Source organism: Arthrobacter sp. StoSoilB19 (genome assembly GCF_019977275.1).
GTDB lineage: Bacteria > Actinomycetota > Actinomycetes > Actinomycetales > Micrococcaceae > Arthrobacter.
Map to the genome: position 1 here is coordinate 2889926 of NZ_AP024650.1, position 12612 is coordinate 2902537.

The following is a 12612-nucleotide window of genomic DNA, read 5'->3' on the forward strand; positions in this document are numbered from 1 at the left end:
GGGCGGTCAGGGCGGGTTGAGGGCCTTCGCGACGGCCGCCACCAGCCCGTCCGGTGTGGGCTCAGCCGCCACCGCAGCCACGTCCAGGCCCAGGGCAGCAGCCTGGTCCGCCGTCGAACGGCCGATCACCACCAGCCGGCAGCCGCCCAGGGGACCAAGGGCGGAAATACGGCGTACGGCGCTCGGCGAGGCGGCGATCACGGCCGCTATGCGCCCTTCGGCGATGTCCGCGGCGGCCGTTTCGGGCGTCAGGAGGGAGTACGACGGCGGGTGCTGGCCGGCGTCGCCGTCTTCCGGCTGCACGGCGAGCCTGCGGTCGGCTGCCGCCGGATAGTCGACGGTGCGGTAGGCCGTTACGGCGGTGACGGCGCTGCCTGCGGCAGCGAGGCCCTCTGCCAGTGTGCCGGCTGCGATGTCCGCCTGCGGCAGCAGGATCCTGCCGCCGCCGGGCCATACCGCGAGGAGGCCGGCGGCCGACTGTTCGCCGGCGGGGGTGAGGGCGGCATCCAGCCCGCCCGCCGACAGCAGCCTCCGCGTGGCGGGGCCGATCGCGGCGATCCGGGTACCGGAGGGGACCAACTGGCCCAGGCCAAGGCCACGCTCGGCGGCCTTTTCCATCAGGACATGCACGGTAGTGGCACTGCTGACCACCAGCCAGTCGAAGGCCCCTGCCGCCAGGGCGTCGCAGGCGACGTCGAGCGCGTGCTGGTCCGGGGCCCGTTCGAAGTCGATGAGCGGCAGCAGCACCGGCGTCGCGCCGGCTCCGGCCAGGGCCTCCACCAGAGCACCGGACCGCTCCGGGCTGCGCGTGACGAGGACGCGGGCTCCGCCCAGCAGGGATTGGCTGGGTGGAATCTGCGGTCCGGACCTGCGGGAAGGCTGCGTCATCGCCGGGTCAGGACGCCTGCAGGTCCGCGATGTCGGCGGCTCCGGCGGCAAGCAGCGCTTCGGCCAGCTCGATGCCCAGCAGGGTGGCCCCGACTTCCGTGAGTCCGTCCGTGGCGCGCTTGTCCCGGACCGTTGCGGTGCCATCGACGGCGCACACCACGGCTTCCAGGTGCAGCATGCTGCCCTTCCGGTAGGCATAGGCGCCTACCGGGGCTGCACAGCCTGCTTCGAGCCGGGCCAGCAGGGCGCGCTCTGCCGTCACGGCAAGGCGGGTGTCGGGGTCGTCCAGGGCAGCGAGGGCTTGGGCCAGGACCTCACGGGATCCTTCATCCGATCCCGGTTTGGGCGGCGCGTCGGCAGTACGGCACTCGATGGCCAGTGATCCCTGTCCGGCCGCGGGCAGCATCACGTCCGTTTCGAGGTACTCGGTGACGGCGTCCAGCCGGCCAATGCGCTCAAGGCCGGCGGCAGCAAGAACCACGGCGTCCAGGTCGCAGGATTTCCCGGGGACCACTTGGTCAGTGGAGTTGCCTGGCAGGCCGGGAACACGGCCCAGGCGGGTGTCCACGTTGCCGCGGATGTCGACAATGTCCAGGTCGGCGCGGGCCGCCCGCAGCTGTGCAGCGCGGCGGGGCGACCCGGTGCCGACCCGGGCCCCGGCCGGCAGGTCGGCCAGCTTGAACCCATCGCGGGCGCACAGGACGTCGCGGACGTCCACCCGGCGCGGCGTGGCGGCAAGGCTGAGTCCTACGGCCGCACCGGTGGGCAGGTCCTTGAGCGAATGGACGGCGACGTCGCACTCACTGCGCAGCAGCGCGTCGCGCAGGGCCGCAACAAAGACGCCCGTGCCGCCCATCTGGGACAGCGACCCGGTGAGGACGTCACCGTCAGTGCGGATGTGCACCAGTTCCACCGGGAAACCCCCGACGGCGGCGAGCTGGTCCGCGGTCTGCTGGGTCTGGGTGAGCGCCAGTTTGCTGGCGCGGGTTCCAATCCGGACCGTCACGGCTGCGCCGTCTCGCCGGCATCCCCCGAGGGATAAGGGTCATGCCCCGTGCCCACGGTGGTGTCGGCTCCTGCAATCGTGGGTTTTTCGCCGCGGAAGTTGGCGCAGCAGCCCGGGCGGCAGACGTCGTACCAGGGGCCAAGATCCGTCAGGGCGGGACGGTCGCTGATGTTGTTGGCCACCGTCCGCTCGCAGATGAGGTCCACCAGTCCATTAACGAACGTGCGGTGGGTACCGGGGGTGGGGACGCGGGTGGCCGCAAGGCCGAGGTTTGCGCACGTTTCCATGGCCTCGGTGTCCAGGTCCCAGACAACTTCCATGTGGTCGCTGACAAAGCCCAGGGGGACGATGACGATGCCCTTGACGCCCTGCCCGGCGAGTTCCTCGATGGCGTCATTGATGTCCGGTTCCAGCCACGGCACGTGCGGGGCGCCCGAACGGGACTGGTACACCAGGGACCACGGTGCGGTCAGGCCGGTTTCATCCTGGACCCGCCCGATGACGGCCGCGGCGTTGGCCAGGTGCTGCGCCACGTAGGCGGACCCTTCCTCGAACTCACGCGGCTCACCCTCGGACCGCCCCGCGGCCTCAGCATCCCGGGTAGGGATGGAGTGGGTGGCAAACAGGATGTGGACGGGCGCGTCGGGGATTCCGGCGTCGGCAAGCTTGGCGCGCACATCGGCCAGTCCTGCGGCAGTTCCCTCGACGAACGGCTCCACGAAACCGGGGTGGTCGAAGTACTGGCGGACCTTGTCCACTTCCAGCCGGCCGTCCAGGCCGGTCTCCGTCAGGGCCATGCCGATGTCCTCGCGGTACTGGCGGCAGCTGGAGTAGCAGGAGTAGGCACTCGTGGTGAGCATCAGCACCCGGCGGTGGCGGGCGTCGTACGCTTCCTGCAGGGTCTGGGGGATGTACGGCGCCCAGTTCCGGTTGCCCCACAGCACGGGCAGGTCGATGCCGCGGGCAGCCAGTTCGGCTTCCAGCGCTGCCTTGAGTTCCCGGTTCTGCTGGTTGATGGGGCTCACGCCGCCGTTGGCGCGGTAATGGTGCGAGACTTCCTCGAGCCGCTCGTCCGGGATCCCCCGGCCGCGCGTGACGTTGCGGAGGAACGGGATGACGTCCTCCTGGCCTTCCGGACCGCCGAAGGAGGCGAGCAGGACGGCGTCGTAATTCTTGGGAGCCATGCGCCCGGCCTCGGTGACGGGGTTCACGGCGGTGGCAAGTGTGGGGTCGAGCGGGTTCATGCGAGCACCTCTGCTACTTCTTCGGCGGTGATCCGGCGTCCGGTGTAGAACGGAACTTCCTCGCGGACATGGTTGCGGGCCTCCGTGGCGCGCAGGTGGCGCATCAGGTCCACGAGGTCCACCAGTTCGGGTGCTTCCAGGCCGAGGATCCATTCCCAGTCCCCCAGGGCGAAGGAGGAGACGGTGTTGGAGATGACCTGGGGGAAGTCCCTGCCCAGCAGGCCGTGGTCGCGGAGCATCTTGCCGCGCTCGGCCTCCGGCAGGATGTACCACTCGTAGGAGCGCACGAACGGGTAGACGCACAGCCACTCGGCCGGAGCGACGCCCCGCGAGTAGGCGGGCGTGTGGTTCTTGGCGAACTCCGCCTCGCGGTGGACGCCCATGGCGGACCACACGATCTCCGTGCCCGCGAAGAGGGGGCTGCGGCGGATGTCGCGGATGGCCTGCTGCAGCGCCTCGGGCTTGGGGCCGTGGAGCCACACCATGACGTCGGCGTCGGCGCGCATGGCCGAGACGTCGTAGCTGCCCCGGTGCGTGACGCCGGCCGCGGCGAGCCGCTCCAGCAGCGCTTCGAAGTCGGCGGCGGCATCGGCGCTGCGGACCACTGACTCCGACCGCTTGAATACCGTCCAGAGGGTAAAGAACTGCTCGGCTGATTCTTCGGTTTTAGTGACAGATTCGGCAGAAGTGTGGCTCATGGTTACAAGTTTGCCCCTTCGCTGCCCCCAAGGCGAAACCGAAGAGTTCTACGACTCGTAGAAGTGAGCAAAGTCACGTTTGCCTGCCGTGGAGGGCTTCCGGCGCCGCATCCTCAGGGGCGGCGCATGCGCAGGAAGACCAACCCGGCGGCGGCACCCACGCCAACCAGTCCGGCGCCCAGCCACACCATGGCATCCGGCATGTCCGGCAGGGGGCCGGTGGAGGAAACGGCGCGGCCCGGGCCCGCGGGTGCAGCGGCAGCCTGCGGCACCCGGGTGGGCTGGGACTGGCGTGCATTGATGGACAGCGCGGTGGGCAGCGACGTGGGCAGGGTGGGAGAAGGCGCAACCGCTCCCCCACTCGCGGCCGGGCCGGCCGCTTCTCCACCGGCCTCTCCACCGGTGGCGGTACCTGCCGCCCCGCCGGGGGCTGCTACGGCATCCTGTGAACCGGACGCCTGGCCTGCCGCTTCTGTTCCAGGCGAGGGAGGCGTCGGGGCCGGGGCGCCCCCCGCCGGGGAGGTACCGGCCGCGGGGGCAACCCCTGGCGCGGTGGCTGAGGTGGGCCCCGGCTGGGTGCCGGATCCTGGTCGGGTTGCCGTGGAGGATGCTCCGCCGGCCGGCGCCGCAGTCGAGGTGGTCGGGCCGCCGGTCACCAAAGGCGTTCCGGAGACTGCGGGCAGCGGGACGTCCGGAAGCGGCAGTCCCGTCATCGAAGCCTGCGCTGTGGCCTGTGCCGTCGCCGTCGTCGAACTGGGTGCGAGCGAAGCCTTCACGGCCGGCAGCAATGCTCCCGGCACGGCAGGGATGGTCGGAACCTTGCCACGAGGGGTGGCAGTTGCACCGTCCGCGGCCGTTCCGGCCGGGGACGCCTGCGCTGGGGAGTCTTGGGGAGGGGGAACCGCGTCGTCAGCCAAGGACGCCTGCACGCCGGTGGAAAGAACCAGTACCGCTCCGAACGCAGCGGCTGCAGTACCGCGTCGGAGTCCCCCATGGATACCGGTCCGGGACATGGAAAGCTCGGACCTGTGTTGAACCATAGTCATCGACCCTAACCAGAACGGATGGCCGATTGAAAACCGGGAAGGGCCGCGGGGCGTGCGGGTGGATACTGCCAAGAACCCGACGCGCCGGGCTGACCAGCACCGATGCCTAGGCGGCGGTTAATTGGCCGATTTGCTCACGTGTGTCGGCAACGATGGCGGCGAGGCCGTTTCCGGCCACCCAGCCGCCCACGATTGCCAGGCCACCGGCGGCGGTGCAGGCCTGGCGGATCTCTGCTGCCCGGGCGCGGTGCCCCACGGCTGCGAACGGCAGCGAGCCGCGCCATCGGACAACGTCCCATCCGCGCACGTCCCCGCCGGCGATCTGGAGGCCCAGGAGAGCGGAAGCGTCCCGCAGGGCGGCTGCGAAGAGCTCGTCATCGGTTTCCGGTCCGGCAGGCTGGTGCACCGAAGCGCCGTCCACCCGGCCGTAGGAAAGGCGCACCACGTGGCGTCCCTGGCCGGCAGCAGCCGCCAGCCAGTCCCATTTGCCCGTTGCATGCGTCAGCGCCTTTGCCTCGATGCCCGGCGTTTGCGGGGCCACCAGGATTCCTGTCCCCCGGGGCCGCCGGTCAAGGTCCGGTTTGTCCAGGACCATGGTGACCAGCTTGACGTCAGGTCCGGACGCAGGCTTCTTCCCTGCGATCAGCGGGACGGCATGTTCCAGCAGTCCGACGGCGGCCGGGCCATCCACGGCCACCACCAGCAGGGCGGTGCGGAAGGCTGCACCGCCGGCCTCCACCAGCCAGCCTTCAGGGGTGCGGGATACAGAGGTGGCAGCGGTGTTCGCCAGCAGGGCGACGCCCCGTCGCCTGAGATCTTCCACCAGTGCCTCCACCAGGGTGTGCATGCCGCCTTCGAGGCCCGCGACGGCGGAACCGGCCTTGGCAGGTTTTCCTGCTTGGCCGGGCTGGAGTGGGGTGCCGGCGCCGGCTGCCCCGGAATTCTCACCGGCCCCGCGCCGCTGGGCCGAAACCGCGGCAGCGAGGGAACCGTGCCGGCGCAACCCTGCCCGCAGCCCTGGAGCCACCATGTCGACGTCGAGCAGCCCGGGATCTGCGGAGTGGACGCCGCCCACCACCGGCGAGACCAGGCGCTCCAGCACCCGCGAACCCATCCTGGCCCGGACCAGCGCGGAGACGCTGGTGACGCCCGCACCGGCGCCCACGGAAGCGGGCAGCAGCCTGTCCAGGGAGGCCCGCAGCGAGCCCAGGGTACCCAGGGTGCGCCGGACTTCAGGATCCCAGGGGTTGGCGGGGATGCCCAGGACGCCGGTCCTGGGAAGTTCGCGGGCACCATCCGGAAGCTGCACCCACGCACCTCCGGGGCGGGGCGGAACGATCCTTGCGCCCAGGCCAAGTTCTGCGCACAGCCGCGCGACGGCGTCGGACCGCGTGGCGAAAGACTCGGCGCCACTGTCCAGCGTGAGGCCCGCTACCGTGTGGCTGCCCACGCAGCCGCCCCACGCCGGGCCCGCCTCCAGGACCGTCACCTCGTGGCCGGCCGCGGCGAGTTCCCGGGCGGACAGCAGCCCGGAGATTCCGCCGCCCACCACCAGTGCCGTGCCGGGCCTCGCCGCAGAACTGCCCATGTGGCTACTCCGGCGAGATGGAGTGGATGAGCTCCACCACCCGGGTCAGGACGTCCGGATCAGTTTCGGGCGGCACTCCATGTCCCAGGTTCAGGACGTGGCCGGGGGCGGCGGAGCCGGCGGCGATGACCTCGCGGACATGGGCCTCGAGGATGTCCCAAGGAGCCGCCAGCAGTGCGGGGTCGATGTTTCCCTGCAGCGGGACGGTTCCGCCCAGCCGGCGGTTGGCCTCATCGAGCGGCAGCCGGTAGTCGACGCCCACCACATCCACACCCACGTCGCGCATGGCAACGAGAAGTTCGGAGGTGCCGGTGCCGAAGTGGATGAGCGGAGCCCCGAGGTGGCGGACATGGTCCAGGGCGCGGGCCGACGCCGGTGCAACGTACTTGGTGTAATCGGCCAGTCCCAGCGAACCCGCCCAGGAGTCAAAGAGCTGGGCGGCGGATGCGCCTGCCTCCAGCTGGGCCTGGAGGAACATGCCCGAGGCATCGGCAGCCCAGTTGGCCAGGGCGGTCCACGTCTCCGGATCCGCATGCATCATGGTCCGCGGGCCGAGGTGGTCACGGCTGGGTTTTCCTTCCACCATGTAGGCGGCCAGGGTGAACGGTGCGCCGGCAAACCCGATCAGCGGCGTCTTGCCCAGTTCGGCCACGGTCAGGCGGACGGCTTCGCGGATGGGTTCCAGGGCTTCCCAGGTGAGCTGGGGCAGGGCGGCAACGTCGGCCGCCGTACGCACCGGCATGTCAAGGACCGGGCCCACCCCGGGAACGATGTCCACGCCCACGCCGGCGAGCTTCAGCGGGATGACGATGTCCGAGAAGAAGATGCCCGCGTCCACATCGTGGCGGCGTACGGGCTGGAGCGTGATTTCGGAGGCCAGCTCCGGCCGGAGGCAGGAGTCCAGCATGGCGATGCCCTCGCGCACCTTGAGGTATTCCGGCAGCGACCGGCCCGCCTGCCGCATGAACCAGACGGGACGGCGGGACGGCTTGCCTCCGCGGTAGGCCGTGATCAGCGGTGAATCCGCTGTGCGGCCGTCCATCAGTGGATGGTCTGCGGCAAGGGCGCCGGTAGCGGAGACGGCAGGGCTAGGAGTCATGCTTTTGATTGTGCCGAAAAAGAGCTGCAAAAGATAACGACAACCTGTCGCTGGCAACGCGGGCCAGGGGGAGGTGGCGCGGATCACGGTGGAATGTGGCGGTTATCCTTTCGGGTGGTTGTTCTACCAGGCAACGAAAAAGCTATGATTGGTCTGCTGTGGTTCTTTTCTCATTGGTGGCTACACACGCCGACATCGACCTTGAAACCGTTGCTCAGTTGAGCAACGGTTCCTCCGGGATTGCCGCATCCGCGCTCACCGAATCCCCCGCCGTGGCAGGGGCAGTGGTGCTGGCCACCTGCAACCGCTACGAAATCTACGGCGAAGCTGCCAACCCCAACGACGTCGAAGCAGCCCGGGCGGCACTCGTGGCCCGGATCAGCGAGGCCAGCGGACTGGCCGAACCCCTCGTTTCACGTTCCTTCAGCACACGCACCGGACCCGAGGTGACCCAGCACCTGTTCGCCGTCAGCGCGGGACTGGACTCCGCCGTCGTGGGTGAACGCGAAATCGCCGGCCAGGTGCGGCGGGCACTGATTACCGCCCAGCACGACGGCACTGCCAGCGCCGGCCTCATCCGGCTTTTCCAGGCCGCCTCCAAGACAGCCAAGGATGTTGGCGCGCAGACGGCGCTCGGTTCCCGCGGCCTGTCCATCGTCTCGGTGGCACTGGACCTTGCCACCGATCTTTCCGAAAACCCGGACTGGACAACCAAGAAGGTTGTGCTGTTCGGGACCGGCGCCTACGCCGGGGCCACCATGGCACTGCTGCGTGAACGCGGCTGCACGGACATCTCCGTTTACTCCTCGTCCGGCCGGGCCGAAGGATTTGTCGCCTCGCGCGGCGGGACCGCCCTGGACGTGGACTCGCTGCGGTCCGCAGTGGCGGCTGCGGACGTCATGATCGGGTGCAGTGGGTCGGACACCCGGGTCGAAGCCGACGAGCTCGCCCAGGTGCGCGCCGATTCGCCGCAGCCCCTGATCGCCATCGACCTTGCCCTCACCCACGACTTCGACCCCGCCGTCGGCGAGCTGGACGGCGTGGAGCTGCTCACCCTGGAATCAGTCCGCCTGGCCGCGCCGCAGGAACAGGCGGAATCGCTGGCCCAGGCCAGCGGAATCGTGAAGGGTGCCGCCAAGGCCTTCGAGCAGGAGCGTGAAGCCCGCTCCGTCGATTCAGCCATTGTTGCCCTGCGGCGCCACACCATGAACGTCCTGGACGCGGAGATGGAAAAGGTCCGTGCCCGCCACGGCTGCACCGCCGCCGCCGAGGAAGTCGAGTTCGCCCTCCGCCGCATGGTCAAGCAGCTGCTGCACGTACCCACGGTCCGCGCCCGCGAACTCGCTGCGAACGGCCAGCAGGACGACTACGTTGCTGCGCTGGAGGCCCTGTACGGCATCACTGTCGAACAGCCCGCCACCGCCTCCCCTGCCGCCGTCGAGGCCGAATGCCCGGTGGACCACCAGGGCCGCGAAACCGCCTGACCACGCCCCATCACTACCTGCACTATTTACGGCAACGCCCCATCACTTTCTTCTGGAAAGTGATGGGGCGTACTCCAAAAGGGCGCGGGAAGTGATGGAGCGTCCCGTCAGTAGACGGGCTTCTGGGGTTCCACCTCACGCACCCAGGCCAGGATCCCGCCGTCAAGGTGGCTGACCCGCTGGTAGCCGGCCTGCCGTGCCGCTGCCAGCACGTTCGCGGACCGGGTGCCGGCCTTGCAGTGGAACACGATGTCCCGGTCCTGCGGAAGTTCGTCCCACGCCTCCCCGGCAAGGATCCGTCCCTGCGGGATCAGTTTGGCCCCGTCGATCCGGACGATGTCGTATTCCCCGGCTTCGCGGACATCTACCAGCTCGAAATCCTTGAGCCCGGCTTTCCGCGACGCCAGCATGGTGGCCAGCTGGGTAGCGGTGACTGTATGTTCCGTGTCCGCCTGCGAGGCGGGAGCGATGCCGCAGAAAGCCTCGTAGTCAGTGAGTTCGGTGATGGGTTCCGCCGCGGGGTCCTTCGACACCCGGATCTCCCGCCAGCTGCCGCCCAAGGCGTCAAAGAGGGCCACGCGGCCCAGCAGGGAACGCCCGACGCCGGTGATCAGCTTCACTGCCTCGGTCACCATGAGCGATCCCACGGCAGCGCAGAGCATGCCGAACACACCGCCCTCGCCGCAGGACGGCACGGACCCCGCGGGGGGAGCCTCCGGATACAGGTCGCGGTAGGTGGGCCCGTGCTTCTCCCAGAACACGCTGACCTGGCCGTCGAACCGGAAGATGGAACCCCACACGTAGGGCTTGCCCAGGATGGCCGCGGCGTCGTTCACCAGGTACCTGGTGGCGAAGTTGTCGGCCCCGTCAAGGATGAGGTCGTACCCCCGGAACAACTCCAGGGCGTTGGACGCGTCAAGGCGCAGGTTGTGCAGCCGGACATCCACCAGCGGATTCAGCTCCGCAATGGCATCGCGTGCCGACTCGATCTTGGGCCGGCCCACGTCGCTGACGCCGTGGATCACCTGCCGCTGCAGGTTGCTCAGGTCCACCACGTCGTCGTCGACGATTCCAATGGTTCCAACGCCTGCCGCGGCCAGGTACAGCAGGGCCGGGGCGCCCAGGCCGCCGGCACCGATCACCAGCACCTTGGCGTTCTTGAGCCGCCGCTGGCCCAGGGCACCGATCTCGGGAATGATCAGGTGCCGGGAGTACCGTTCAACCTCGGCAGGGGTGAGGCCGGCGGCCGGTTCCACCAGCGGATCCAGGGAATGGGTTGAAACATTTGCGGTGAAAGACGAAGCCATACTTCAATGTATGCCCCGGGATACCGCCGGGTCATATTACCCCGCAGTAAAGTGAAGGTAACTGCAATGGAAAGAAGGACAACTGTGGTCCCTGAAGCACGGGCTGACCGCCCGCCCGCCGCCGAACCGCAAACTCCCTCCCGCCCCGCAGGCCATCGGTCCGCCCGGCTGCCCCGGGATGAGCGCCGCGCACAGCTGCTTGCCGCCGCCCAGGAGGTGTTCGTGGCCAACGGCTACCACGGCGCGGCCATGGATGAAATTGCAGAGACCGCCCATGTCAGCAAACCGGTGCTGTACCAGCACTTTCCGTCAAAGCGGGAACTCTACCTCGCACTGCTCGAGAGCCACCTTGCGTCCCTGACCGAGTTGATGCTGGGTGCCCTGAATTCCACCACGGACAACGATGAACGGGTCCAGGCCGTCATGCGCGCCTACTTCCATTTCATCGCCAGCGACGACCAGGCCCACCGCCTGGTGTTCGAGTCCGACCTGATCAACGACCCCGACGTCAGCTCCAGGCTGGAAACCTTCAACCGGACCTTCGCCGACGCCATCGCCAGGGTCATTGCCGAGGACACCAAGCTCCCCCACCTCGAGGCCGAACTCCTTGGCCGCGGACTGGCCGGAATGGCGCAGGTCAGCGCGCGGTACTGGCTGGAAACGGACGGTAACCTGGACCTCAACGTGGCCAGTGACCTCATCTACCGTTTAGCTTGGCGCGGAATCTCTCGCTTCCCCAAAGAGTCCTAGACTACAAATAAGACATCATCGACGAACTTCACAGGCTGGGAGGCCCCCTTGGAAATTAAGATCGGCGTTCAAAACGTTGGCCGCGAGATCGTGCTGGAATCGGACCAGGACGCGGAGACTGTGGCCAAGGTTGTTGGCGAAGCCATCACCGGAGGCAACGAACTTCGCCTGAAGGATGAAAAAGGACGCCTGATCATTGTTCCGGGCAACGCTCTGGCCTATGTGGAAATCGGTGCCGAAGAGGTTCGGCGCGTAGGTTTCGGCCAGTTCTAGTCCCCGGTTCCAAGGAGATCCATGCTTTCGCTGTCCATCGTGGTGCTGGCCACTGTCGCCGGCGGCTTCGTCGTCTGGGCCAATGACAAGCGGCACGCCAAGTACGGTGCGGCGCTTCCGGCCGGCGTCGCCGCGGGTGCTGCGGCGCTGGTGTGGATCATTCTGATGGCGGCCGGTTTCGGCTACCTGCCCGGGCTGACCTGGCTTCCCTGGGTCCTGCCCATCGTTCTGGGCATTGCTGCCGCCATCGCCGCCGTCGCCTATTTTGGCCGTACGCGGGCGCGCCATGATGCGGAACGGCTCACTGCGATCCTGCGGCGCTGAGCCGTCGCTGGCAGGCTCCCAGGCATATGGCTGTGGCCACCACCCAGGCGGGTGGTGGCCACAGCCCTTTAAGTGAATGGCCGATGCCTAGAGGAACTCGGCCCGGCCTTCCATGGCGGATGAGGCGAGGGCATGCTCCCGGCGCGGGATGCGCCCGGCCGCCCGGGCCATCCTGCCCGCGATCACCGCGTGCTTGAAGGCTTCTCCCATGAGCGTGGGGTTCTGGGCGCGGGTCACGGCCGTGGCCAGCAGCACGGCGTCGCAGCCCAGCTCCATGGCAAGGGAGGCGTCGGATGCCGTGCCGATGCCGGCATCCAGGACCACGGGCACGGAGGCCCGGGAAACGATGAGCTCAATGTTGTGCGGGTTCAGGATCCCCAGGCCGGTGCCGATCGGGGCACCCAGCGGCATGACGGCGGTGGCTCCAAGGTTCTCCAGCCGCAGGGCCAGCACAGGATCGTCGTTGGTGTAGGCGAAGACCTTGAAGCCGCGGTTGACCAGCTGCTCGGTGGCCTCGACCAGTTCCACGGCGTCCGGCAGGAGGGTTTGTTCATCGGCGATGACCTCCAGTTTCACCCAGTCTGTTTCCAGGGCCTCCCGGGCCAGTTCCGCGGTAAGGACCGCGTCCCTGGCCGTGAAGCAGCCGGCCGTATTGGGCAGGACCCGGATTCCATGATCCACCAGCAGCTGGAACAGCGAGCCGGTTTCAGCCGTGGAGTAGCGCCGCATGGCCACGGTGGTCAGTGCGGTGCCGGAGGCAAGGAGCGCCGCGCCCAGGCCATCGAGGCTGGGCGCTCCCCCGGTGCCCATGATGAGCCTGGAACCCAGCGCGACGCCGTCGATCACCAGGGCGTCGCCGGCACCGGCGTTTCCTGCAGGGTTGATGGTGCTGGTTTCGGTCATGG

13 protein-coding genes are annotated in these 12612 nt (G+C 68.7%); 4 read left to right on the forward strand and 9 right to left on the reverse strand.

The annotated features are described in order from the left end of the window. Positions 1–6: 6 nt before the first annotated feature. The 7 genes from LDO86_RS13230 to hemE form a co-directional block, all read right to left on the reverse strand. Complete coding sequence (locus LDO86_RS13230; protein ID WP_018768563.1) at positions 7–888, reverse strand: uroporphyrinogen-III synthase; 882 nt, start codon at positions 886–888, stop codon at positions 7–9. Between the two features lie 7 nt (positions 889–895). Further along, positions 896–1894, reverse strand: coding sequence for a hydroxymethylbilane synthase (gene hemC, locus LDO86_RS13235; RefSeq protein ID WP_018768564.1), 999 nt, complete (start codon positions 1892–1894; stop codon positions 896–898). Then, positions 1891–3138, reverse strand: coding sequence for a ferrochelatase (locus LDO86_RS13240; RefSeq protein ID WP_224084005.1), 1248 nt, complete (start codon positions 3136–3138; stop codon positions 1891–1893). Before LDO86_RS13240 ends, hemC begins: the two co-directional genes overlap by 4 nt. Next, positions 3135–3836, reverse strand: a complete 702-nt coding sequence (gene hemQ / locus LDO86_RS13245) for a hydrogen peroxide-dependent heme synthase (RefSeq protein WP_018768566.1) — start codon at positions 3834–3836, stop codon at positions 3135–3137. Before hemQ ends, LDO86_RS13240 begins: the two co-directional genes overlap by 4 nt. Positions 3837–3949: 113 nt before the next feature. Beyond that, entirely contained in the window at positions 3950–4636 is a 687-nt protein-coding gene (locus LDO86_RS13250; RefSeq protein WP_155845519.1) for a hypothetical protein, read from the reverse strand. 352 nt (positions 4637–4988) lie between these two features. Further along, complete coding sequence (hemG, locus tag LDO86_RS13255; RefSeq protein WP_018768568.1) at positions 4989–6470, reverse strand: protoporphyrinogen oxidase; 1482 nt, start codon at positions 6468–6470, stop codon at positions 4989–4991. Between the two features lie 4 nt (positions 6471–6474). Next, on the reverse strand, positions 6475–7569 hold the full coding sequence (gene hemE, locus LDO86_RS13260; RefSeq protein WP_224084006.1) for a uroporphyrinogen decarboxylase: 1095 nt from the start codon (positions 7567–7569) through the stop codon (positions 6475–6477). Between the two features lie 158 nt (positions 7570–7727). On the opposite strand from hemE, the gene LDO86_RS13265 reads away from it, so the two are divergent. Further along, complete coding sequence (locus tag LDO86_RS13265; protein ID WP_134163767.1) at positions 7728–9053, forward strand: glutamyl-tRNA reductase; 1326 nt, start codon at positions 7728–7730, stop codon at positions 9051–9053. A 107-nt stretch (positions 9054–9160) separates the two neighbouring features. Here the strand turns inward: LDO86_RS13265 and moeB are convergent, their stop codons facing one another. Then, complete coding sequence (gene moeB, locus LDO86_RS13270) at positions 9161–10360, reverse strand: molybdopterin-synthase adenylyltransferase MoeB (RefSeq protein ID WP_056394059.1); 1200 nt, start codon at positions 10358–10360, stop codon at positions 9161–9163. 84 nt (positions 10361–10444) lie between these two features. Between moeB and LDO86_RS13275 the strand changes: the two genes are divergently transcribed. Genes LDO86_RS13275 through LDO86_RS13285 form a run of 3 tightly spaced genes read left to right on the forward strand, consistent with a single transcriptional unit; the run spans position 10445 to position 11707 of the window. Next, entirely contained in the window at positions 10445–11110 is a 666-nt protein-coding gene (locus tag LDO86_RS13275; RefSeq protein WP_018768572.1) for a TetR/AcrR family transcriptional regulator, read from the forward strand. 48 nt (positions 11111–11158) lie between these two features. Then, positions 11159–11383 carry a DUF3107 domain-containing protein gene (locus LDO86_RS13280; protein ID WP_018768573.1) on the forward strand — a complete coding sequence of 75 codons (225 nt, stop codon included), beginning with the start codon at positions 11159–11161 and terminating at the stop codon, positions 11381–11383. 21 nt (positions 11384–11404) lie between these two features. Further along, entirely contained in the window at positions 11405–11707 is a 303-nt protein-coding gene (locus LDO86_RS13285) for a hypothetical protein (RefSeq protein WP_018768574.1), read from the forward strand. A gap of 87 nt (positions 11708–11794) precedes the next feature. Here the strand turns inward: LDO86_RS13285 and LDO86_RS13290 are convergent, their stop codons facing one another. Further along, a complete protein-coding gene (locus LDO86_RS13290; RefSeq protein ID WP_056394063.1) occupies positions 11795–12610 on the reverse strand; it encodes a thiazole synthase in 816 nt (271 codons plus the stop codon). Positions 12611–12612 lie beyond the last annotated feature (2 nt).